The organism is Paraburkholderia fungorum (assembly GCF_046027605.1).
Classification (GTDB): Bacteria; Pseudomonadota; Gammaproteobacteria; order Burkholderiales; family Burkholderiaceae; genus Paraburkholderia; species Paraburkholderia fungorum_F.
In genome coordinates this window covers 34,448-57,542 of record NZ_JAQQEF010000037.1, presented here as the reverse complement: position 1 = coordinate 57,542, position 23,095 = coordinate 34,448, and the positions used below count along the sequence as shown (strand labels likewise).

The 23,095-nt window shown below is 64.3% G+C and carries 21 protein-coding genes; 7 read left to right on the top strand and 14 right to left on the bottom strand.

Features of this window, described 5'->3' with window-relative positions; translation table 11 throughout:
* Nucleotides 1-3: 3 nt before the first annotated feature.
* From PQR53_RS35545 to PQR53_RS35530, 4 genes are read right to left on the bottom strand one after another with little or no spacing between them, the layout of a single operon-like run.
* Nucleotides 4-1,188 carry an amidase gene (locus PQR53_RS35545; RefSeq protein WP_408464766.1) on the bottom strand — a complete coding sequence of 395 codons (1,185 nt, stop codon included), beginning with the start codon at nucleotides 1,186-1,188 and terminating at the stop codon, nucleotides 4-6.
* Complete coding sequence (locus PQR53_RS35540) at nucleotides 1,185-1,700, bottom strand: nuclear transport factor 2 family protein (RefSeq protein ID WP_408464764.1); 516 nt, start codon at nucleotides 1,698-1,700, stop codon at nucleotides 1,185-1,187. The genes PQR53_RS35545 and PQR53_RS35540 overlap by 4 nt, the downstream gene beginning before the upstream one ends.
* A gap of 20 nt (nucleotides 1,701-1,720) precedes the next feature.
* Entirely contained in the window at nucleotides 1,721-2,098 is a 378-nt protein-coding gene (locus PQR53_RS35535) for a hypothetical protein (protein ID WP_408464762.1), read from the bottom strand.
* Between the two features lie 56 nt (nucleotides 2,099-2,154).
* Entirely contained in the window at nucleotides 2,155-3,402 is a 1,248-nt protein-coding gene (locus PQR53_RS35530) for an acyl-CoA dehydrogenase family protein (RefSeq protein ID WP_408464760.1), read from the bottom strand.
* Nucleotides 3,403-3,663: 261 nt separating this feature from the next.
* Between PQR53_RS35530 and PQR53_RS35525 the strand changes: the two genes are divergently transcribed.
* Nucleotides 3,664-5,154: a PAS domain-containing sensor histidine kinase gene (locus PQR53_RS35525; protein WP_408464758.1), complete on the top strand. Its 1,491-nt coding sequence runs from the start codon at nucleotides 3,664-3,666 to the stop codon at nucleotides 5,152-5,154.
* Between the two features lie 64 nt (nucleotides 5,155-5,218).
* Here PQR53_RS35525 and PQR53_RS35520 read toward each other — a convergent pair whose 3' ends face one another.
* Genes PQR53_RS35520 through PQR53_RS35505 form a run of 4 tightly spaced genes read right to left on the bottom strand, consistent with a single transcriptional unit; the run spans nucleotide 5,219 to nucleotide 8,768 of the window.
* Complete coding sequence (locus PQR53_RS35520) at nucleotides 5,219-6,535, bottom strand: MFS transporter (RefSeq protein WP_408464756.1); 1,317 nt, start codon at nucleotides 6,533-6,535, stop codon at nucleotides 5,219-5,221.
* Between the two features lie 40 nt (nucleotides 6,536-6,575).
* Complete coding sequence (locus tag PQR53_RS35515) at nucleotides 6,576-6,959, bottom strand: tautomerase family protein (RefSeq protein WP_408464754.1); 384 nt, start codon at nucleotides 6,957-6,959, stop codon at nucleotides 6,576-6,578.
* A gap of 28 nt (nucleotides 6,960-6,987) precedes the next feature.
* Complete coding sequence (locus tag PQR53_RS35510) at nucleotides 6,988-7,488, bottom strand: aromatic-ring-hydroxylating dioxygenase subunit beta (protein WP_408464752.1); 501 nt, start codon at nucleotides 7,486-7,488, stop codon at nucleotides 6,988-6,990.
* Nucleotides 7,485-8,768: an aromatic ring-hydroxylating oxygenase subunit alpha gene (locus PQR53_RS35505; protein ID WP_408464750.1), complete on the bottom strand. Its 1,284-nt coding sequence runs from the start codon at nucleotides 8,766-8,768 to the stop codon at nucleotides 7,485-7,487. The genes PQR53_RS35510 and PQR53_RS35505 overlap by 4 nt, the downstream gene beginning before the upstream one ends.
* Nucleotides 8,769-8,873: 105 nt before the next feature.
* On the opposite strand from PQR53_RS35505, the gene PQR53_RS35500 reads away from it, so the two are divergent.
* The gene (locus PQR53_RS35500; protein WP_408464748.1) at nucleotides 8,874-9,794 is read left to right on the top strand and encodes a LysR family transcriptional regulator; all 921 of its coding nucleotides are present in this window, start codon (nucleotides 8,874-8,876) and stop codon (nucleotides 9,792-9,794) included.
* Nucleotides 9,795-9,814: 20 nt separating this feature from the next.
* On the opposite strand, the gene PQR53_RS35495 is transcribed toward PQR53_RS35500, so the two are convergent.
* Nucleotides 9,815-10,702, bottom strand: a complete 888-nt coding sequence (locus PQR53_RS35495; RefSeq protein ID WP_408464746.1) for a LysR family transcriptional regulator — start codon at nucleotides 10,700-10,702, stop codon at nucleotides 9,815-9,817.
* Between the two features lie 102 nt (nucleotides 10,703-10,804).
* Here PQR53_RS35495 and catB2 point away from each other — a divergent pair, with 102 nt between their 5' ends.
* The 3 genes from catB2 (at nucleotide 10,805) to catC (ending at nucleotide 13,330) form a co-directional block, all read left to right on the top strand.
* Entirely contained in the window at nucleotides 10,805-11,962 is a 1,158-nt protein-coding gene (gene catB2 / locus PQR53_RS35490; RefSeq protein WP_408464744.1) for a muconate cycloisomerase CatB2, read from the top strand.
* A 47-nt stretch (nucleotides 11,963-12,009) separates the two neighbouring features.
* Complete coding sequence (catA, locus tag PQR53_RS35485) at nucleotides 12,010-12,918, top strand: catechol 1,2-dioxygenase (RefSeq protein WP_408464742.1); 909 nt, start codon at nucleotides 12,010-12,012, stop codon at nucleotides 12,916-12,918.
* 121 nt (nucleotides 12,919-13,039) lie between these two features.
* The gene (gene catC, locus PQR53_RS35480) at nucleotides 13,040-13,330 is read left to right on the top strand and encodes a muconolactone Delta-isomerase (protein WP_408464740.1); all 291 of its coding nucleotides are present in this window, start codon (nucleotides 13,040-13,042) and stop codon (nucleotides 13,328-13,330) included.
* Between the two features lie 54 nt (nucleotides 13,331-13,384).
* On the opposite strand, the gene PQR53_RS35475 is transcribed toward catC, so the two are convergent.
* Nucleotides 13,385-14,362, bottom strand: coding sequence for a PDR/VanB family oxidoreductase (locus PQR53_RS35475; protein WP_408464738.1), 978 nt, complete (start codon nucleotides 14,360-14,362; stop codon nucleotides 13,385-13,387).
* Nucleotides 14,363-14,537: 175 nt separating this feature from the next.
* Nucleotides 14,538-15,422: a LysR family transcriptional regulator gene (locus PQR53_RS35470; RefSeq protein WP_408464782.1), complete on the bottom strand. Its 885-nt coding sequence runs from the start codon at nucleotides 15,420-15,422 to the stop codon at nucleotides 14,538-14,540.
* Between the two features lie 142 nt (nucleotides 15,423-15,564).
* Here PQR53_RS35470 and PQR53_RS35465 point away from each other — a divergent pair, with 142 nt between their 5' ends.
* A complete protein-coding gene (locus PQR53_RS35465) occupies nucleotides 15,565-16,317 on the top strand; it encodes a sulfite exporter TauE/SafE family protein (RefSeq protein ID WP_408464736.1) in 753 nt (250 codons plus the stop codon).
* Nucleotides 16,318-16,691: 374 nt separating this feature from the next.
* Nucleotides 16,692-17,438: a glucose 1-dehydrogenase gene (locus PQR53_RS35460; RefSeq protein ID WP_408464734.1), complete on the top strand. Its 747-nt coding sequence runs from the start codon at nucleotides 16,692-16,694 to the stop codon at nucleotides 17,436-17,438.
* Between the two features lie 65 nt (nucleotides 17,439-17,503).
* Here the strand turns inward: PQR53_RS35460 and PQR53_RS35455 are convergent, their stop codons facing one another.
* The 3 genes from PQR53_RS35455 to PQR53_RS35445 are packed head-to-tail and all read right to left on the bottom strand — an operon-like array spanning nucleotide 17,504 to nucleotide 22,841.
* A complete protein-coding gene (locus PQR53_RS35455) occupies nucleotides 17,504-20,410 on the bottom strand; it encodes an Hsp70 family protein (RefSeq protein WP_408464732.1) in 2,907 nt (968 codons plus the stop codon).
* Complete coding sequence (locus tag PQR53_RS35450; RefSeq protein WP_408464730.1) at nucleotides 20,407-22,257, bottom strand: Hsp70 family protein; 1,851 nt, start codon at nucleotides 22,255-22,257, stop codon at nucleotides 20,407-20,409. Before PQR53_RS35450 ends, PQR53_RS35455 begins: the two co-directional genes overlap by 4 nt.
* Nucleotides 22,254-22,841, bottom strand: coding sequence for a DUF2760 domain-containing protein (locus PQR53_RS35445; RefSeq protein WP_408464728.1), 588 nt, complete (start codon nucleotides 22,839-22,841; stop codon nucleotides 22,254-22,256). The genes PQR53_RS35450 and PQR53_RS35445 overlap by 4 nt, the downstream gene beginning before the upstream one ends.
* Nucleotides 22,842-23,095 lie beyond the last annotated feature (254 nt).

Here is a 23,095-nt window from a genome sequence, read left to right as displayed (position 1 = left end):
CTGCTACTCCGTGAGAAAGTCATTCGGCCGTCGTATTCCGGCCGCTTCGCTTACCGACTTCAAGCCCGCGAGCGCCGCTTCGAAGCGCGCCGCAATCGCGCAGACCTGTTCATCCGCACCTTTGCGTCCGACAATCTGCAAGCCGGCCTTGAGCGGCGAGCCCATGATAGGCAAGGGCAAGCTCAGTGCCGGATGGCCACTCAGATTGAACGGCCGGATCAACGACGACATAGCGATAACCGAGGTGCCGCCGCGCGCTTCGTCGATTGTGATCGGCAGTGCGGGCAACGTGGGAAGAATCAATACGTCGACGCTTTCCAGCGCATGGTCGACGGCGGCGGTGAATTGCCGGCGTACCGACTCCGCCGCCTCCAGTTGCGCCGCGGTCGTTTTCGCGGCGGCACGCAACCGTGCATCGAGATCGGCCCCGAGCTTGCCGGTCTCCACAAGGTGACCGAATGCACGCGACGTTTCGGCGTTGATGACTGAGAGGCCCGCTTCGAAGGCCGCGTTAAGGCCTGCCAGTTCCACCGTGCGAGCGCGGCAGTCCGCCTGGTCCGCCGCGCGCGTCACGGCTTGAAGGATTTCCGATGTTGCGTCGACCTGCACGATGCCGACATTCGATGCGCCCGCCTGTGACGCGTGGGCGGCCTGCGCGTCGAAGCCGGTCGTGATCGCCTGCATGGCGGCCACGATCATCCGCATCTCGCGTGCGAACGGCCCGACACAATCGAGCGTCGATTCGCGCGGTGCAACGCCGCGCCTCGACACGCGCCCGAAAGTCGGCTTCAAACCGATCACGCCGCAACATGCAGCGGGGCCGCGAATCGACCCGCCCGTGTCGGTGCCGAGCGCGGCGTCGGCGAGCTTCAGGCCAACCGCGGCCGCCGAACCGCTCGACGAGCCGCCGGGAATTCGCGCGGCGTCCTGGGGATTTTGCGGCGTGCCGGTGTAGTCGTTGATACCGGTCATGCCGAATGCCAGTTCGTGCATGTTCGCCTTGCCGACGATGTGCCAACCGGCCTCGAGCAATCGCTCCACGACTTCAGCGTGTTGGGAAGCCGGCGGTGCATCCGCCAGCGCGCGGCTCGCGGCGGTGCTCGCATAGCCGGCGATATCGATGCTGTCCTTGATCGCGATGGTCGGACCTGTGCCGCCTAGCGACAAGGCCTGGATAAACTCGTTCATGGGTTGGGTTTCCTCGTGTTGACATGCCAGGGCGCATCGAAGAGACGCTCGGTGCGAAAGTGCGTGATGAGCCAGTCGTGACCGTTATCGGCGGGCGCGAAATCCACTTCGAGGCGCGCCGAGATCAACTCCGCTTGCGCGTCGACATAGCCGGACGCTTGCAGCATGATCCAACGGCCTTTCGCGGTTGCGCCATCCACCTCGATGCTTTCCGACGTGAGGAAGTGTACGTTGACCGAAAAATGCGGGGACGGCGGCAGGTAACGCATGAGCATCGCGAGAATTTCCGCGTGGCCGGTGAGGCGGCCGAACTTGCCGGCGTACTGGGGGCCGATGCCTTCCCAGATCGCGCCGGCGGCGAACAGGCCCGCGAGCGTCTCGCCTTCGAGCGTACCCGAGGGCACATCGCATAGCGCCATATAGCGCGCCATCGTGCGGCGCACCGCGGATTCGGCTTCGAGCGCGGCGAGCCGTTCGGTCAACCTGGCCAGCGTAGTCGTGGTCTCGTTCATTGCGTCAGGTTCCGGCATGCTCAGTCCGCGTTGGCATGTTGCGGCGGCACTTGCAGCGCACGGCCGACGCGCGCTTCGATCTTGCCATAGCGCCACAGGTTGTATTCGCCGACCGGCGTGGTGCGATACAGATTGCACACGGCCACGGCGGTATCGAAGTCGCGCACATCGGCCATGATGTAGAAAGTCCACGGCGAGTTGTCGGCGTTGCCGACGGTGAGCCGGTCGTCGTCCATGATGCCGAGCACGTTGACGCCGTCCATCGCTTCGACCGCGGCCAGCATCTTGCCGTAGGCCTGCCAGACTTCGCCGATCTTCTCGCGCGGCAAGTCGAAGAAATTCTGCGTCACGCCGCAGCAGAACAGAACGCGCAGCGGCAGCTTCTGGTTATCGGACATTGTGGGGTTCTCCATGAAATCGTTCGAAGGTCAAATATATAAAATGGCTTGCGGGTTTACAGGTAGCCCGGAATCGGCGGCACGCCGACAAACACCGCACCGGCGCCGTCGAAATTGCCCTCGCCGAGAAACGCGTGCTGGGTGACCACCATCGAGTCGCGTAGCAGGCGCTGCAACGGATGCGTGCGATAGATCGCCATCGTGCCGCCGAGCCGGTAGGCGCGCTGCACGACCTCGGCGCCTTCGCGGGCAATCTGTGTCGCGGCGAGGCGCAACAGGCTGGTCTGCTCGGCCGTAACGGGGTTGCCGGCGAGGATCGATTGCCAGACCTCGTCGGTGGCGTCGTAGAAGAACGCGCGGGCCGAACGCAATTGCGCTTCGGCTTTCGCCAGCTCGATCCGGTAGTACGCACGGTCGGCGAGTTGCGGCGCGCCGGTTGTCGTCTTGCGGCCGCCGGCCATCTGGTTGGCGACGTCGAGCGCCGCGCGGGCAAGGCCGAGGTTGACCACGGCCAGCACTTGCGCCGCGTAGGCGATCGTCGGGTAGCGATACAGCGGTTCGTCCACGCACGCCGCGCCACCGCGCACGAAGGTCCAGTCGTCAGTGACAAACTGGTCGGTGACGCGCAGATCGTGACTGCCGGTGCCTTGCATGCCGACCACGTCCCAGTTTTCGACGATCTCGACCTGATGCGGGCGAAACACCGCTGTGCGTGGTTTGCCGGGAGCACTTGGGCTGCCACCGCCTGAACCACCCGCACCTGAGCCGGCCGCACCTGAACCGGTCGCACCTAAGCCGGTCGCACCGATCCCCACGCCAAGCCAATCCGCGCCCTTGCAACCGCTCGCGAATTTCCACGTACCGTTCACGCGCCAGCCGCCGTCGGCGGGTTGCGCCGCTTGTACCGGGAAGAGGCCGCCTGCAAACACCTGATCGGGACCGTCGGCGTAGATGTGCGCCTGGGTAGCCAAAGGCAACGCCGCGAGATACACATTCGCCGAGCCGAAGCTCGCGACCCATGCCGCCGACCCGTCCGCGACCGCGATACGTTCGATCATGTCGAGGAACGCGGTGGGCGCGAGCGCATCGCCGCCGAAACGCTTCGGTGTCGCCGCGCGATACACGCCCGCACGCTTGAGCTTCGCAATCACATCGCGCGGCACGTGCGACAGACGCTCGAATTCTTCGCGGCGCGCGGCGATTTCGCAGATGACATCGGCGAGCGGTAAGCGCGCGGCATCGCGGCTGGTCTCTGCGACGAGGGCGGCTTGATCGGCGGCGGTGACGGTGACGGTGTCGGACATGGCGGGGGTTCTCCTTGATTCGTTATCGGCTGAAACACGGAGCACGAGTCGTTCGCGGGTATTAAGCGGACATAAAGCAGGCGACGGCGCGTGCAGGGTGAGACCAGTCTAGAAATGCAAAAAGAACGCTTCAATTGGGACGCGGGCTGTGTGTTTAGGTAGCACGCCGGGGGCGCCTAAAGAAATCTTCAGACGCGAATCGCGCGCACTGGTGTTATGTTCCGTCACATACGTGCTCCAACTTCCGTACTGTCTTGCCCGATGAACTTCCCCGCCGAAGAAGATTTCCACCGCCTGCTCGACGCACTGACGCTGTGCGTGCTGCTGCACGACGCCGAAACGAAGGCGATCGTGTGGGCCAATCGCGCGGCCTGCGAGGCGCTCGGTTTCACGCTCGAGGAATTGCTGCCGCTCAAGGCGAAAGACATGACCCGGCCGGTGCCGAAGTACCGCCGCGAGATCGGCGTCGGCGCAATGGACCGGGCGATCACCGGCGGCCCGCAGGTCTACGAGTGGTGCTACCGCTCGCGTAACGGGGCCGATATGCTGTCCGAGGCGATCGCCACCTTCGTGCCGCTGCGCGAACGCGCGGTGGTGATGGTGCAGTTCCGCGACATCAGCGTCGAAGACACGCTCAAGCAGACGCTGCGGCGCTACGAGTCGCGGCTGCGCGAGTTCATGCAGGATCTCGGCGAAGGCGTGGCCGTACTGACGCCCACGGGCGAAGTGGAGTTCATCAGTGAATCCGGACGGCGTGTGCTGGCTCTGGAAGAGGGCGCGCCGATGGGCGACCTGCTCGACTATTGCAGCGCGTCCGATCGCGAGCGCCTGCTCGAGCAGCTCGCCAGCGCACCGCGTATTCAGCCGTCGGCGCCGCAGCGCTATCGCATCACGCGCCGTGACGGCACGTCCGGCTGGTTGCGCATAACGTGCAGAAGAATCGAAATCGAAGACGACCTCAACGGCCGTCTGCTGCATTTTCGCGACATCACGGACGAAGTCGCTGTCGAAGAGACGCGCCGTAGCGAGGCGCGGCTGCTCGAGTATGCAGGGCGGTACAACGCGATGGGCGAAATGGCGACGGCGATTGCGCACGAGTTGAGCCAGCCGCTCGCCGCGGTGCGCAATTTCATCGAAGGCGCGATTCTGCGCCTGGCGCAACCCGGCTCCATCGACGACGCGTTGTGGGGCTTGCGCAGTGCCGATCGGCAGGCCGAGCACGCAGCGGTCATCATCAAGAGCGTGCGCGATTACATCGTCAAGCGCGAGCCGAGCGAGACGTACACGGACCTTCGCGACGTGATCGCGGACGTTGCGTACTTCATCGAATTGCGCGCCAGAGAAGCGGGAGTTGCGCTCAGCATCGAGCAGGCATCCGAAGCCTTGCCCGTGTATTGCGAGCGCGTGCTGATCGGCCAGGTCGTGCTGAATCTGGCATTCAATGCGATCGAGGCGCTGACGGATGGCGCGAATGCCGCTGCACCGCGCGGTGAATTGCGCCTGGTCACGAGCCCGCGGGGCAAGCATGCGCTCGTGCAGGTCATCGATAACGGCCCGGGCGTGCCCGCCGAAGCGCAGGGCCGGCTGTTCGACGGATTTTCGTCGTCGAAGGCGGGCGGCAATGGCATCGGTTTGTCGCTGTGCAAAAACATCGTCACACGGCACGGTGGCGAGATCTGGGCCAGATCGGCGCCACAGGGCGGGCTTCAATGCAATTTTACGCTGCCAATCGTGGCCGCTTCCGCTCGTTGATCGCAACAGGCGTGCGCCGGGCGCAATGGAAGCACCCGGCGCATGGGCCGTACCGGGCGCATTCTCAATCATGCGTGGTGTGGACGTTCTTCGGAATGGTCACGAGCGTCATCGCGGTGATGAGCCCGAAGCCGATCAGCATCAACGCGACCGGCCACGCCGCATGCACCTGCGAATACAACGCGATGGCAGCCACAGGCGCGAGGCCGCCGGAAAACACCGAAGCGATTTCGTGGCCTAACGCCATGCCCGAATAGCGGACTTCGGTGGGAAAGAGTTCGCCCATCAGCGAGGGCTGGGTGCCGATCATCGCACCGTGGCAGAAGGGCAAGCCGAGTGCGAGCGACAGGAACACGAGCAGCGGTTCATGCGTGTCGATCAGCCAGAACGCCGGAAACGCGATCACGACGAGGCCAAGCGCGCCGATCATATACACCGGCCGGCGTCCAATCAGGTCCGATAGCCGGCCCCACAGCACGATCGTGACGAGTTCGAGCAGCATCGCGAGCATCACGCCGCCGAGCATCACCGAGACCGGCACGCCGATCGTCTTGCCGTACACCAGCACGAATGACAGAAAGATGTACGTGCCGCCGTTTTCGGCCACGCGCAGTCCCATGGCCTGCAACACCTGTTTCGGGTGCTTGCGCAGCACGGTCAGCACCGGCATGTGCTTCGGTTTGGCAGCGGCGAAGTCGCGGCTCTCAGGCAGGCTCCGGCGAATATAGACACCGACGCCGAAGATCAACACGCTCGCGAGAAACGGTACGCGCCACCCCCACGACATGAAACTCTCGAGTGGCAGCCGCTGCACCAGATAGAACGCGGCGGCCGACAGGACGAAGCCGCCCGCCACGCCCAACTGACTGAACGACGCATAGTAGCCGCGGCGATTCGCGGGCGCGCTTTCGCTAATGAGCAGCACGCCACCACCCCATTCGCCGCCTGACGCGATGCCTTGCACGATCCGCAAACAGACCAGCGCGATGGGCGCGAGAAAGCCGATTTGCGAGAACGTCGGCAACAGGCCAATGCCGAAAGTCGCCACGCCCATCATCATCAACGTGACGACGAGCGCGCGTTTGCGGCCATGCCGGTCGCCGATATGCCCGAATACGATCCCACCCAGCGGCCGCGCCAGGAAGCCGATGGCAAAGCCGGCGAACGCGGCGAGCGTGCCCATCAGCGGGTCGCCGTGCAGCGGGAAGAACAGCGGGCCGAAGATCAGCGCCGCGGCGGTGCCGTACAGAAAGAAGTCGTACCACTCGAGCGCATTGCCGAGCACGGAGGCGACGATGATCCGGCGCAGCGTGCGCGAGGTCGCCGGTGCGGCAGGGGCGGCAGGCGATCCAGCCGTGGGAGATAGCGTGTCGTTTGGCATCGTCGGGTTCGCTGATTCGCTTGTAGGGAGAGAGGGGACGCTAGCGCCCGAGAGACTTCGCGGTCTGGCCGCCGATGCCGAAGTCGGTATTCGGAATGTCCTTGATCATCACGCGCGCGGCGTCGAGCGGCGTGTCGAGCACGGTGGCACCCGTTTCGCTGAGCGCGGCGACGAGCGCGGTCTTTTGCGCAGGCGTGCGGCCCGCGATCAGGATCGCGACGATCACCAGCAGCGGTGCGCGGCGATCCGCTGCACTCACGCCGCCGACACCGAAGTCGTGCGGCGGCAGTTCACATAGCAGAATCCGCACCGATTCAACCGGTGCGCCGATCGCGTCGACCGTGGCCTGGGTCAGACCGGCGATCAGTTGCGCTTTACGTGCTTCCGCGTGGCCGGCTGCAAGATAAACCTCTAGTGTAGGCATTGATTTGCTTCGCTCGAATCGTGATCGGTCACAGCAAGAAGCCGATGGCGCTGAGCGCCTCGGTCGAATCAATGAGGCGAATCACCTTCTGCACGATACGCGGCTCGCCGCTCGCGAAACTGACGCGGTGCGTGAGATCCGCTGCGAACAGAATCGACTTGCCGCGTTTGTACGCCACGATGACTTGCGCCGAGTTCACCTCGACCTCGTCGCTCGAATCGCTGGTCAGCGTAAACCGTGAGACCGTGCGCACGGTGCGGGCCGCGTCGCTCGCCGAGGCCGAAAAGCCGGATGTCATACGCTGCACGCGTTTTTCGCGCATGTCCTGATCGTCGTACGCGTAGTTCAGCGAGGCGGCGAAATCCGTGGTGTCGGGATCGATCGGCACCACGTAGAAGCCCGCCGGGTCCCACAGCGAAAGCCACTCGCGATAGTCCTTGCGATCCAGCAGTTCGGCTTCGCGCCAGATCAGTTCGATCGCATCGGCAAAGGTCTTCTGCGAGAACAGCGTGTTCCTGTCGTCCATCATGCTTGCTCCATCATCGTGCGCCATTGCGCATACGCTTCGCGCATGCCGGTTTCGTCGGTGGCGTGGGCGGTCTTTTCGCCGTTCGGCGCGGTGCTCTCGCGATTCAGGCCGCGGTTCACGAGAATCGGCAGATCGGGGCCGGCATGCGAACCGCGCTGCACGCGCTCCCATGCTTCGGCGTCGTCGGGGCTGCCGAAGCCGAACGGGCCCTGGAAGTGTTCGTGAATGCGCAGACGCACGCGGTTGGCTTCTTCCGGGCCGCCGTCCATCGCGAGGGCGACGTGGCGGATTTCGGTCTCGTTGGCGGAGATCGGGCGCAGCACGCGGAAAAATGCCATCGACAGCGCGAGGTTCGGAAACAGATTCAGGTTGAAGCCCACACCCATCAGCGAACGCACGATGCGGCGCACTTCTTCAGGCGGGTGTTTTTTCGCGAGCGTAGCGGCAAGTTCTTCGAAGCGCTCGGGGATCGGCGCGCCGTCGTCCTTATCGAGATCGACGAGTTCCGGTACCAGCACGGCCAGGCTATGGCCATTGCCGAGCGAGCGGCAGAAGGCTTCATCGCTTGTCATGAAGCTGGTGATCGCGGCAGCGGTTTCGTCGTCGATCGATTTCATCCACGACTTGTGGACGACCGGGAAGTGATACAGATCGGTGGTGTTTTCGAGCTGGATCTTCCAGTTGCCGTTAAAGCGGAAGCGATGTTCACCGTTGGCTTTGATCGGATAGCCCGCGCCTTGCTTCATGAACAGATCGATCCACGGCTTGGCGCCGCCGAGAAAATCCTCGAGCGGCTCGATGTCCTGATTGAAGCTCGCGAAAATCAGGCCTTGATAGATGCCTACGCGCAAACTGGCGAGCGGCAACTCGGTCTTGTCGATCACACCTTCATAGCCGTCGCCGTAGGGCAGTGCGCGCAATGCGCCGTCGAGGCCATAGGTCCAGCTGTGATAGGGACACGTGAAGCCTTTCGCATTGCCCTTGTGCTGCTCGCACACCGTCGCGCCGCGATGGCGGCAGCGATTTTGCAGCACGTTCACGGCGCCGCTCTTGTCGCGCACCACGATCACCGGCTGGCGGCCAATCGTGGTGGTGCGGAAGTCGCCCGGATTCGGCAATTCGCTTTCGTGCGCAACCCAGATCCACGTCTTGTAGAAAATGCGCTCGAGTTCGGTTTCGAAAACCGCCGGGTCGTAGTACAGCGACGGGGCGACGCGGTCGGACTGCGCGCGCTGATACAACGCGCTGGTGTCGACGGTCTGATATGAGGATTCGCTCATCGATTTCGTAGTGGGGGTGATCGATGAAGCAAAGTCTCGCCGACTCACTGATATGCGTCAAATTGATCTAAAATAACCTGTAAGATCAATCCCATGGATATCTCGATGAATTCGCTGGACCACGTCGACCTCAATCTGCTGCGCGTTTTCCAGGCAATCGTCGAGGAACGCAGCCTCACGCGGGCCGGGCAGCGGCTCGCGCTATCGCAGCCGGCGATCAGTTACTCGCTGGGCCGTTTGCGAACCCTGTTCGACGATCCGCTGTTCATTCGCACACGCGCCGGCATGCAGCCCACGCCGATCGCACTCGAACTGTCGGGCATCGTGGCACGAGCACTGGATACGGTGCGTGAAGCGCTGCGCTATGCGGAGCACTTCGATCCGGCGGTGAGCACGCGCACGTTCCGGTTATCCCTGTCCGATGCGGGCGAGCTGGCGTATCTGCCGCCGATTTGCGAGGCGTTGCACCAGCAGGCGCCGCGGGTGAAATTGCGCATTGAGCCTTTGCCGGTCGAAGAAATCGAAGACGCGTTGCGCGCGAGCCGGCTGGATTTTGCAATCGGTAATCTGCCGACGCTGACCGCACGCACGCGTCATCAACCGCTGTTCGAGGAGACTTACGTTTGCATGACACGCAAGCGGCGCGGTTTGCCGCGCACGAAAGAGTTGAGCATGAAGGCGTTTCTGGACGCGTCGCACGTGCAGATCACGTCGGTCGAGCATAGCCACTACGCGCTCGACGATGCGTTTCGCGCGCAAGGTGTGGGCCGGCATATCGCGCTGGAATTGCCGCATTTCGTGGCCTTGCCGAGCGTGCTGGCCGTGACCGACCTGTTCGCGACGCTGCCGCGGCGTCTCGCGCAGATTTTCAATCGGGACGGCGGTTTCCAGCTTTACGAGTTGCCTGTCACGTTGCCCATGGCGGCGGTCACGATGCATTGGCACGAGCATTTCGACCAGGATGAGGGCAACGTGTGGTTGCGCAATCTGATGGGCAATATTGTGCGGCGCTTCGACGAGCGTTGAGAGGGCTCCTGCGGGCTGCATCAAACCCGCTTGAACAACTCCCGCGCCAACGAACACAGCAACGTCGTCGCGGGCGACTCGTCCTGCAAGCGCCGGCTCATGATGATCGGCGACGCGATATTGGCCGCCGGAACCGGCCGGTACACCACGCCATGGGCGCGCAAACCCTCGACGCTTTCCGGCACGAGACATACGCCGACTTGCGCCGCCACCAGACCCAGCGCGGTTTGCAATTCCCTCACTTCATGAATCGCCTTCGGCTCCAGCGCGTGGTCGTGCATCGCCGAGAGTTGCTGGTCCGCGTAGCTCGGCCGCGGCGTGCTCGGATAGACGATCAGCGTTTCCTGCGCGAGCGCGGCAAGCGTCAACGGTTTCTTTTGCCTTGCGAGCGGGTGGCCTTGCGGGAGTGCCGCAATCATCCGTTCTTCGACGAGTACCTCGCGCGCCAGTTGTGCATCGTCGAAACGCAAGCGGCCGAAGCCGACATCGATACGGCCGCCTTTGAGGGCCGCGAGCTGCTCGATCGTAAACATTTCGATCAGCGATAGCTCGATATGGGGCGCGGCCTCGCGAAACGCACGGATCACCGCCGGCAGCGCACGGTAGAGCGTGGACGGCACGAAGCCGATCACGATGCGCTCAGCCAGTTGCGCGAGGCGTCGGGTGAGCGGGGCCAACTCGTCGGCGTCGTCGACCAGGCGTCTGGCCTGTGCGTAAAAAATCCGGCCGGCTTCGGTCAGCCGCAGCGGCCGCGCGCCGCGTTCGAACAGCGGCAGGCCGACGCTCTCTTCGATCTGCTGGATCTGGCGGCTGAGCGGCGGCTGCGTCATATGCAGGCGATTGGCGGCCCGCGTGATGTTCATTTCTTCGGCGACCGCGATGAAATAGCGGAGTTGGCGAAGTTCCATGCATACCCCTAAGGTATGGAAGTAGTCGGAATCGGTGTTGGACTGCTTCGCGGGTTGTTTCTACTATGGAGCCCTCGGTCAAGCAGTTCAGGAGAGCAACGAATGATAGCAACACCCGTGAAGATCGAGAGCGTGGAGACGATTCTCGTCGACGTCCCGACGATTCGTCCCCACCGGCTCTCGGTCGCAACGATGAACTGCCAGACGCTCGTGCTGGTGCGTATCCGTTGCGCGGACGGCGTGGTTGGCGTGGGCGAGGGCACGACCATCGGCGGCCTCGCGTACGGTGAGGAAAGCCCGGAAAGTATCAAGGTCAACATCGACACGTACTTCGCGCCGCTGCTCAAAGGCATGGACGCGACCCGCCCAGGCGCGGCGATGGCCAAGCTGCGCGCGCTGTTTCAGGGCAACCGTTTCGCCAGATCCGCGCTTGAAACCGCCTTGTTCGATGCCCAGGCGCAGCGCCTCGGCGTGCCGTTGTCGGAGCTGTTCGGCGGTCGCGTGCGCGACGCCGTGGACGTTGCGTGGACCCTCGCGAGCGGCGACACGACGCGCGATATCGACGAAGCTGAACGCGTATTCGAGGCGAAGCGGCACCGCGTATTCAAACTGAAGATCGGCTCGCGCGCGGTGGCCGACGACGTCGCGCATGTCGTGGCAATCCAGAAAGCCATGGAAGGACGCGGCGAAGTTCGGGTCGACGTGAATCAGGCATGGACTGAATCCGAAGCGATCTGGGCCGGCAAGCGTTTGGCCGACGCGGGCGTTGCATTGATCGAGCAGCCGATCGCCGCGGAGAATCGCGGGGGCCTCAAGCGCCTGACCGATCTTTCGCAAGTGCCGATCATGGCCGACGAAGCGTTGCATGGGCCGGCCGATGCCTTCGCCATCGCCAGCGCGCGTGCCGCCGACGTATTCGCCGTGAAGATCGCGCAATCAGGCGGCTTGACCGGCGCGGCCCAGGTGGCGGCGATCGCAACGGCCGCGAACATCGACCTGTATGGCGGCACGATGCTCGAAGGCGCGGTCGGCACGATCGCCTCGGCGCAACTCTTCGGCACGTTCGGCGAACTGAAGTGGGGCACTGAACTGTTCGGGCCGTTGCTGCTGACTGAAGAGATTCTCACCGAGCCGCTGCGTTACGAGAATTTTGCCTTGCATCTTCCAGAAGGGCCGGGTCTCGGCATCACGCTCGACTGGGACAAGATCGACCGCTTGCGGCGCGATACCAGGAAGGGCGCAAGCATCACCACGAACTGACGGTTCATCCGCTAGCCGCCAAGCACATTAAACGAAGGAGATACCCCATGAACAAGCAAGCCATCGACGCACTGCTGCAAAAGATCAACGACAGCGCCACCAGTGAAGGCAATCCGCGCACCAAGCAGGTCGTCAACCGCATCATTCGCGATCTGTTCTATACGATCGAAGACCTCGACGTGCAGCCGGACGAATTCTGGACCGCGCTGAATTATCTGGGCGAAGCAGGCAGGAGCGGCGAGCTCGGTCTGCTGGCCGCAGGCCTCGGCTTCGAGCATTTTCTCGATCTGCGTCTCGAGGAAGCGGAAGCGAAAGCCGGTATCGAAGGCGGCACGCCGCGCACCATCGAAGGTCCGTTGTATGTGGCGGGCGCACCGCTGTCCGACGGCCACGCACGCCTCGATGACGGCACCGATCCCGGTCAGACGCTGGTGATGCGCGGCCGCGTGCTCGGCGAAGACGGCAAGCCGCTCGCCAATGCACTGGTTGAAGTGTGGCACGCGAACCACCTCGGCAATTACTCGTACTTCGACAAGTCGCAGCCGGCCTTCAATCTGCGCCGCTCGATTCGCACCGATGCCGAAGGCAAGTACAGCTTCCGCAGCGTGGTGCCGGTGGGTTACTCGGTGCCGCCGCAAGGGCAGACGCAGTTGTTGCTCGATCAGTTGGGGCGTCACGGACATCGTCCGGCGCATATCCACTTCTTCGTGTCGGCGCCGGGCTGCCGCAAGCTGACCACGCAGATCAATATCGACGGCGATCCGTATCTGTGGGACGACTTTGCGTTCGCCACGCGCGATGGCCTCGTGCCGGCCGTCAAGCAGGCCGAGGGTGCAGAAGGCAAGCCGTATGGCGTGGAAGGCCAGTTCGCGTTGATCGACTTCGACTTCACGCTATTCAAGGAGCGCGACAACCTGCCGGGCGCTGAAGTGGAGCGCGTGCGCGCCGAAGCCTGAGGCTGCGCCGACGCCTGAAAGGCGTGGACGTATCGCATGAAATCTATCGACCCTGGCTGCGCGGCGTGGTTTGCCGGGTAGCCAGGGTTCTTTTATGACCGATCAGAAAAGGAGAGCAAGCATGCTGTTTCATGTTGAGATGACTGTCAATCTGCCGATCGATATGGACGCCGAGCGCGCTGCACGCCTGAAGTCCGATGAAAAGGCGATGTCGCAAAAGCTGCAGCAGGAGGGTGTATGGCGGCATCTGTGGCGCATCGCCGGGCGCTACGCGAATATCAGCGTGTTCGATGTGGAAAGCCCCGCGCATCTGCATGACGTGCTGAGCCAGTTGCCGCTGTTTCCGTATATGGATATCGAAGTGCGCGCGCTGTGCCGGCATGCATCGTCGATTCGCGACGACGACCGCTGAGCGCCAGAAGAAGGTGCTGCGAATGCAGCACCGGTTTGCATCGAAGCTTCCGTCTTAAAGATCGAGCACCAGCAACGGCGAGCTCGCGCGTGACACACAGCAGCAGATCACCTTGCCGCCCGCGCGTTCCGCTTTACTCAGGCAATGGTCGCGATGCTCGGGCGTGCCGCTCACTACGTCGACCATGCAGGTGCCGCACACGCCTTCGCCGCATGAGGTGTCGACCTCGATGCCGATCGACGCCAGCGCCGCGACGATCGTCGTGTGTTTATCCACGTGCACCGTTGCGCCGCTGCTGGCGATCCGCACGTCGAATGCGTCGAGCGCATTCGCTTCACCGGTAGCAGCCGAAGAAGGGTCCGCCGCGAAACGTTCGAGATGGATCGCGTCAGCGGCGACACGCGTTTCACCGTTCGCCACGACACGGTCCATGAAGGGCGCCGGGCCACAGGTATAGATGTGCGTGCCGGCGCGTGCGTGGGCGACGCACTCAGCCAGCGCCGTGTCCAGTTGTTCTGGTTCGACGCCAAAATGAAACCGCACGAAATCACTGAAAGGTGCGCGCGAGAGCAGCGGCAAGAAAGCGGCGTGCTCGGCGCTGCGGGCGAAATAGTGCAACACAAACGGCTCGTTCTGTTTGAGCAGGCGGTACGCCATGCTCAGGAGCGGCGTGACGCCGATGCCCGCGGCAATCAGAATGTGGTCGCTCGCGCCGGCGGCGAGCTGAAACAGATTGCGCGGCGCTCCGATCGTCAATTCGCTGCCGACGCCGACTTCGTCGTGCAGCGAGCGCGACCCGCCGCGCGACGCCTCTTCGCGTTTCACCGCGAATAGATGCGCGTCACGATGATCCGGGTCGCCGCATAGCGAATACTGGCGCGTGACGCCCGAAGGGGCGGTGACGTCGATGTGCGCGCCAGGTTCGTAGTGATCGAACGGTTGACCGTCCAGACGCGACACGCTGAACGAGCGCACGCCGTGTGCTTCGTCGCGTACGCTGTCGACGCGCACGTTGAAGGTGGTTCGTTCCATGATCTTGCCGGCAAAAAGGACAGCGTGGAGCAGAGCGGACGCCGCATGCATCGGGCGGCGTCCGGTTGTGCGTCAAGGATAAGAAACAGCCGACAATCAGGCAAATCGATTAAAAATCGGTTGTGGAATAAGTCCCACTGATAATAGCGCGCCAAGGCGTGCGCGCTCGCCGCTCCTAGAGACCCGCCAGATGCCGGACCAGGGCTTTTTCCGGGCGTTTCAGCGCGTTCAGGTCGCGCATGCAGATCAGCAACTGCCGCGTGGCCCAGGTGTCCGTCAATTCGATCGTGCGAATGCCCGGTGTGCCGCGATAGCGTTTCGCGGCGGTGGCCGGCACGATCGCGATGCCCGCGCCTTGTTCGACCATGCAGCAGATGTTTTCGAAGGTGCGCATGTGGGCGCGAATGCTGAGCGTTTGTCCGGATAGCAATGCGCGTTCGCCAAGATAGGCGTGCAACGCGCTGCCGGTACTCAGCCCGATGAATTCACGATCGGCCACTTCTGCGAGCGTCACGCGGCGGCGCGCGGCCAGTGGGTCGTCACGGCTCGCGACCAGCACCAGTTTGTCGACGGCGAAGGGCAGCGTCTGCAACGCACCATGTTCGACGGCATCCGAGATGATGCCGATCTCCGCCGCGCCGGTCAGCACCGCTTTCACGGTTTCGGAGCTTTGCCGTTCCTTTAGATCGATCTGCACGTTGGGGTGATCGCGCAAAAACAGGCCGACCGCTGACGGCAAGAACTCGGTGATCGCGGCGGTATTGGTCCACAAGCGGATGCACGCTTTGCGCCCGGCCTGATGTTCGCCGAGCTCGCCTTCCATGCGGTCGATCTGGCCGAGCACGAGTCGCGCGTGATGCGCAAGCGTATCGCCTGTTGCCGTGGACTCCACGCCGCGCCGGCCGCGCTCCAGCAATGGCTCGCCCAAGGCTTCCTCCATGCCGCGCAAACGCGCGCTAGCCGAAGGCAGCGACATGTTCGCGCGCGCCGCGCCATGCGTGATGCTGCCCGTGTCGAGAATGTGAAGAAAAAGGCGGAGGTCGATCAGATCGAAGCGCATGGAGTCGGAGGTGAGTTGGGGCTGCAATTGGGGCTGAATTCGAGCCTTAGGCATAGCCTAAGGCACAGTACGTATCTTACGCATTGTGGACGGCGCCGCGGCAATCGAAAATCGCTGGCATGACATCCCGAACACCATCCCGATGATCTCTTCCTTTGCTATGCGCGTGAGCGTGGTTGCCGCCACGTTCGTGGTGGCCGGCTTCGTCAAGGGCGTGACCGGCATGGGCCTGCCGACGGTTGCCATGGGCGTGCTCGGCACGCTGATGCTGCCGGCGCACGCGGCCGCCATGCTGTTGTTGCCGTCTTTCGTGACCAACGTCTGGCAGCTGTTCGCGGGACCCGGCGTGGGGATGCTGGTCAAGCGGTTGTGGCTGATGATGGCGGGCATCGTCGCGGGCACGGTGGGCGCCGCGTCGTTTATTGCCGGCGGGGGCGGCGCATGGGCCGTCGTCGGCCTGGGTGCCGCGCTGACGCTCTATGCCGCGGCCGGCCTGATGGCGTGGCGCTTCTCGGTGCCGGCGCGTCATGAACGCTGGCTCTCGCCGGCGGTCGGCGCGGTCACCGGCGTGATCACTGGCGGCACAGGCGTATTTGTCGTGCCCGCGGTGCCTTATCTGCAAGGGCTCGCGTTAAAGAAGGAGGACCTGGTTCAGGCGCTCGGCTTGTCCTTCACCGTTTCCACCATTGCGCTCGCGATCGGGTTGGCGCGGGAGCACGCGTTTGCCGTCGACGATCTCGGCGAATCGCTGTTCGCCGTGGTGCCCGCCCTGATCGGCATGTGGATCGGGCAGCGGGTGCGCGGGCGCATTAGTCCGGAGACTTTCCGGCGCTGGTTCTTTATCTGCCTGCTTGGCCTCGGCATTCAGTTGTTGGCGCGTGCGTTCGTTTCATAGAGAGGTGCGCGGAGATAGCGCGGAGAATCAAGGAGGGTGGGATCATGTGGTCGGCTATTCTGGATACGATGGGTGCGTTGGCGGTGCTGGCAAGCGTGACGGTGCAGATCGCGCTGATGCGCAAACGCTGATACTGCCCGCTCGTTTGCGACATCCGCACGCATTTGTCTGATCTTCGCGCGCTGTTGCGCACATCGCGTTTTCCGATTGTTCGGTTCATCCGACGTATCTATTCGCCTTCAGCCGCTTTATCCCTACGCCCTGCGTGCCTACATTGTGTCCAGTGACAGCGCCACTGCATTTTCATCGACGTCAGTCTGGCGAATTTTTCGCAACAGCGACGTTGGCGCGAACTCCATCCAAAGGACACGATCATGAGCAAGCTCACAGGTAAGGTTGCGGTTGTAACGGGCGCATCGAAAGGCATCGGCGCCGCGATTGCGAAGGCATTGGCGGCACAGGGTGCGTCAGTGGTGGTGAACTATGCGTCCAGCAAGACGGGTGCGGACGACGTGGTCGCCGCCATCACCGCGGCGGGCGGCAAGGCGGTCGCCGTCGGCGGCGATGTGTCCAAGGCGGCCGACGCACAGGGCATCATCGATACGGCAGTCGAAACCTATGGCCACCTCGACATTCTCGTCAACAACTCTGGCGTGTATGAGATGGCGCCGATCGAAGAGATCACCGAAGCGCACTTCCATAAGCATTTCAATGTGAACGTGCTGGGTCTGCTACTGGTCACGCAAGCGGCGGTGAAGCATCTGGGCGAAGGCGGCAGCATCGTGAACGTCAGTTCGGTGGTCAGCCGCATCACGCCGCCGGGCAGCGCGGTCTATACCGCTACCAAGGGCGCTGTGGACAGCATCACGGGCGTCCTCGCAAAGGAACTCGGCCCGCGCAAGATTCGCGTCAACTCGGTGAATCCCGGCATGGTGGAAACGGAAGGCACGCATGCTGCCGGCTTCGTCGGCTCGGACTTCGAAACGTGGGCGGTCAGCACGACACCGCTCGGCCGCATCGGTCAGCCTGACGATATCGCCGATGTTGCCGTGTTTCTCGCATCAGACGATTCGCGCTGGATGACCGGTGAAAGCCTGATTGCCAGCGGCGGTTCGCGATAAGCAGGCGATGTGCGGCGTGTGTTCGTATGGTGTGAAGCAGAGGCTGTACACCATTGCGACACACGTTATTGCGCTGCCGTGATCAGCTTCAGCCCCGCGGGCAGCGATTCGCCGAACACGCGGCCTTCGTCGGCGTTATCGAGTTCCACGATCTCGCCGACCATCGTGATCCACGCGCGCGGCGCATTGGCCGCCTCGAGCCGGCGCACCACGGTATGGCGCAAATCATCGGGCAGGTCGCGCGAGCGGTCGCCGGTCATGCGAGCGATCTGCACGGCGGCGAATGCCGCGGGGTCGATCTTCTTCCAGTCGAGCGCGAGGATGGTGTTCAGCCAATGCGCCGCGACGTCGGGCGGCACGACGCCATGCGCGCTGCCGTAGAACGGCCGCCGCGCACCGATGCGCCCGACCGCCCACCAGCTCTGATGATTCTCAGCCGGTTTCTTCAAGCGGGTCAGCACCGATTCGCCTAGTTCGATCTTGCGTTCGACCGGAATGCGTTCGAGCGATGCGCTCAACCGGACCATGTCCGTGAAGCCGGTTTTCGACACGTCGAACGGCAGTTTGTGGCGCGATTGCGCGGCCGTTTGCAGATAGGCCATCGCGTCGAGCACGCGCAGTTGCGCGGTCTCATCAAGGCCACCCGCCGCGCGGCGCCACAGCGTCCACCATTCCGACCAGACCTGAGCGTCGTTGACGTACTGTATGCCGTCGTCGAAGAGCGACCACAGTTGCTCGACCCGCCATTCGTCGAGCGGGTAGCCGAAACCCGGACGGACGCAATACCCGGCGAGATTCAGCCACAACCGTTCGTGATCCGCCGAGCGCCGCCGGCGGCGGGCGCGTTCCCACAGCGCGCCGAACAGTTCACGCAGCAGCGCGCTATTCCAGCTCTCGCGCGACCCCAGTAGCTGTTCGAGTTGCGCGCGCAGGCGTTTGACTTCCTTGGGGTCGACCTTTTGCGCACGCGAGCCGAAACTGCGGTCGATCTGTTCGAGCGCTTCGTCGAGCGCGGGGTGCCGGGCCTGTAGCGGATCCGTCGACAAATCGACCTGGGCAGCCTCGCGACGCAGCTGGAATTCGAGCAGCCAGCGCTGCGCCGGATTGTCGAGCTCGATGCAGTGGACTTCGAGCGTGCCGACTTCCGTGAGCGACGTGGCGATCTGTACCCTGGTTTCGCCGCGCGCGGTGCTCGCGCCACGCGCTTGCACGATGGTCGCGATAGGCGGCAGCCGAACGAAGTCGCCTTGCGCGAGGTTGGCCAGCTCGCCGGGTCGATAGACCGTATCCGCGCTTGAAGAGGCCAGGTGAAAGCGCACAGGATGGCCGAGACGCAGCGCGAAGGTGCGGTCTTCGATCCTGATCTCGTGGCCTTCTTCAGTGCCACGCGGCAGCAGGCAGAGGCCGCGTGGCGCCGGCTCGACGTCGCGCTCGCCGTCACTGGCTTCGTCCAGCACGAGGAAATAACTGCGCGCCGAGCCGCCGCCGATTTTCGGCGCCTGGCCCGCGCGGGCGAGGGCATAAGCGACCGCGCCGCGCGCCACGGCGACGTCGGGATTGTCGTTGTGCAGTACGTTGAGCGCTGCGCCGCGCCATGTGCCCAAGGTGCTGGACAAGCGCTGCGTGAGCGCGTGAGCGCGAAACACGCCGCCGTTCAGTAGCAGCGTGTCAGGCACCGGCAAAGGCGCGTCTTGAGCTTCGCCGGTAGTAGAGGTAGCAGAGGAATCGGCAGCGGCAGAACCGAGCGCCTTACGCGACTGCGCCGCGAAGCGGCTCAGAAATGCCGCGATATGACGCGTGACCGCCGCATCGGTGGCATAGGGCAGACCGAATTCGACAATCGCGCCGCGCGCTCTGCCGGGCCGTTCGTTCGAGGCCACGGCCGGAAAGAATCCGTCGACGATGATCTGTTCGACTTCCTCGCGGCTGATCTGCGCCGTGCGTGCGCCGCCGATCAGCTTCGAGCCCGCGCCGAGCAGCGTGATCGAAGCGGACGCCGGCGCTTGTGGGCCGAGCAACTGTTCCTTCGCGCCGCGGCAGCGCTCGACCAGTTGCGACAGACTCGCCGCCGACAAGCGCGTGCGCTCGCCACCGGCTTGCGGCAAGCGCGCCTCGACCCGATGCGCGAGTGCGAGATCCATGTTGTCGCCACCGAGCATCAGATGGTTGCCCACGCCGATACGCGTGAGCTCCGGCTCGCCGTCGCGCATGCCGACTTCGATCAGCGTGAGGTCGGTGGTGCCGCCGCCCACGTCGCAGATCAGCACGAGCCGGGTGTCCGCGAGTTCAGCCGACAGGCTCTCGCGATGATGAAACAGCCAGTCGTAAAACGCGGCCTGCGGCTCTTCCAGCAGTCTTAACGTGGGCAAGCCGGCTTCACGCGCCGCTTGCACCGTCAACGCTCGCGCGCCTTCGTCGAAAGAAGCGGGCACCGTCAGCACGACGTCCTGCGCTTCGAGCGGCGCGTCCGGGAAGCGCTGATTCCAGGCCGCTCGCACGTGCGCCAGATAGCTCGCGCTGGCTTCGACCGGCGAGACCTTGCGGACCTCGTCGGCGGCGCCCCACGGCAGGATCGGCGCGGTGCGGTCCACTGAGGCATGCGAGAGCCAGCTCTTCGCACTCGCCACCAGCCGTCCCGGCACCTGGCCGCCGAGCGTGCGTGCGAGCCGGCCGATCACGACCGGCGGGCTTTCAGCACTATCGGTATCGGCAGAACCCTTCGCTGTGCTCCAGGGCAACTGCAGATCGCCGGCGCTCAACTCGCCCGGCGCCGCGTGATAGCGCACCGAAGGCAGCAGCGGCCGCGCGGCGACTTCGCCGAGACTCACCAGCTGCTCGATCTCGAAGACGTGAATCTCCGGCGCGGCCGTCGCGTGGCCGCCCGCCGCGGGATCGCCCGCCGCGGCATAAGCCAGCACCGTATTACTGGTGCCGAGATCAATGCCGACGCTATAGCGCTTCATTGCGGTCATGCATTGGCGCCGCCGCGCACGTCGAACTCGACCTTCCAGCGTTCGTCGGTGCCACGGGGCATCGCTTCGAGTTCGAGCGTGCCGGCTTCCGTCACGCGCGCATGCAGCTTCACCGGGACGATTTCACCGGCGGTGCGGCCGGCGGAGGGCAGCGTCGCCTGGATTTCCTCGAGTTCCTGCAGTTCTTCGGGGCCCCAGTAGTCGAGCAGCGTGCCGACCTGATCCTGGCGACGCACCGACGATCCGAAGAAACGGAAGTGCACCGGCTCGCCGACGACCAGTCCAAACTCCTGCGCCGGCAACTCGGCGTCCGTGCCTTCCTCCATGCCGAACGGTGCGACGCATAGCGCCTGCACCGGCGGCTCGAGACCGGGCACGGCGGGCATCGCCGATTCGATCGCGATGTAGTACGCGCGTGCGGTGCCGCCGCGAATGCGTACGCCTTTGCCGCGCCGCACATAGCCGTAATAGGCCGCGCCGCGCGCCACGGCAAGATCGAGGTCGGCACCTTCGAGCAGGCGCGCCGGCGGCGCGCCTTCGGCGTCGAGCCAGCCATTGAGCGTGCCGATGATCCGCTCGACCAGCAACGGCGACTTGAACACGCCGCCGTTGAAAAGCACGGCGGTGGGATGCAGGAAGGTTGCGCCTTCTGCCGTGGCGATATCGCGCAGGCCTTCGAGTTCGGCCAGCGCGCCGACCTGACGCCCGAGGAAAGCAGCCAGATGCCGCGTGATGCCCGCGTCCTGCGCATACGGCAGGCCAAGTTGCGTCAGCCCGGCCCGCGCGCGGCTCACCGGACGCGCCGCGCTATCCACCTGCGGGAAGAAGCCTTCGAGGATCGTCTGGGTCAACTCCGCGCGCGTCAGCTCGGTGCGGATCGAACCGCCGATCAGCTTCGAACCACGGCTCGGCACGACGAGCGGCACGGTGTCGGTCGTGGGATCGCTCAGCAGCGTTTCCTTCGCCGAGCGGCAGGCGTAGGTGAGGGCGCGTAGTTGCCACGCGTCGGCTTGCGTGCCGGCGGCGGCAAGCTTGCGCGCCACTACGTGGGCGAGCGCGAGGTCCATGTTGTCGCCGCCCAGCAGAATGTGTTCGCCGACCGCGACGCGATGCAGTTCGAGATTGCCGTCACGTTCGATCACCGCGATCAGCGAGAGGTCGGTCGTGCCGCCGCCCACGTCGACCACGAGAATGATGTCGCCGACCTTGACCTGCTTGCGCCATTGGCCGCCGCTCTTCTGAATCCAGCTATACAGCGCGGCTTGCGGTTCTTCGAGCAGCGTCATGCGGCCGTAACCGGCGGCTTCAGCGGCTTCGGCAGTCAGCTCGCGCGCGGCCGGATCGAACGACGCGGGGATTGTCACCGTGATGTCCTGCTGGCTGAATGGGGCGTCCGGATGCGCGTGGTCCCACGCTTCGCGCAGGTGGGTCAGATAGCGCACCGAGCTTTCGAGCGGCGAGACGCGCGCGACTTCAGGCGGCGCGTCGTTCGGCAGAATCGCCGCGCGACGGTCGACGCCCGGATGGCACAGCCAGCTCTTCGCGCTCGACACGAGCCGGATCGGCGTGGCCGCGCCGCGGCTGCGGGCGAATTCGCCGACTGCGAATTCACGCTGGCCGGTCCATGGCAGGTACAGGTCGCCCGAGGCGAGTTCGTCCGGATGCGGTAGGTAGAGGAACGAGGGCAGCAGATCGAGATTGTCGATCGCGCCGGGGCCGGTCAGTTGCGCGATCGGCAGCACGCCCTGGGCGGTTTTTTCGCCATCGCTGGCCGTGGTGTCCACGTAGGACAGCGCGCAGTGCGTGGTGCCCAGATCGATACCGATGGAATAACGTGCGTCGCTCATAGCTCCACCTCGGCCGGCGCGATTACCTTGGCGTTGTGGCTGTCGGTCAGCTTCGGCAGACGCACTTCGTCGACACGCCAGCCGCGGTGGCTGATGCTGCCGTTAAACGGCGCCTTGCCGACCACGTTGCCGGTCAGGCGAACCGAGCCGGCGTCGAAACCTTCGGCAAGCGTCACGCGGCTGCCTTCGGCTTCGTCGCGGACCGGGCGGATCGTGAAATGCTCGCGCAGCGTCGCGCGGCAGCCGTCGTGCACGAGGCGGGCGGCAGCGCCAATGTCGGCGTCGCTATAGCCCTTGATGTCTTCTTCGACGAAATCGATGAAACGGGCGTCGCGTTGCAGCAGGCCGAGCAGTTGCAGCGCGGCGTCCGGGCTTGCTTCCTTGAGCACGGGCGCAGGCTGTGGCGCGGGTGCCGGTGCAGCGGCAGGAGCGGGTGCGGTCGCAGGCGCTGCGCTCGCGGCAGCGGCGCCACCGTTGCGCAGACGCAGCACTCCGGCGGCGAATTCGCCATCGCCGAGAATGCTGAAAAACGTACTGACGGCAAGGGAAATCCTGCCGAGGAAAGAGGGGTTCGAATCGGTCATGAATGCTCCTGAGGGGCTCTGTTAAAGGACGAGCTGTCCTGGCTGCGCCGCACACGACGAGCCCGGCGGGCCTGATGGGGTTGCCGGGCCGTCGTCATACGTTTTTGCGAGGGTCGGCGGCACGCATGCCGCCGAGGTCTGATTCATCCGGTCTTGCGGCGCGTTTTTGCGCGCGCAAAACCCGTATTTTGCCTTGTCGCGCGCCCGAAGCGGACAAAGCCGGCAATTCTAGCTGTGAATGGGTGGAGATTGGC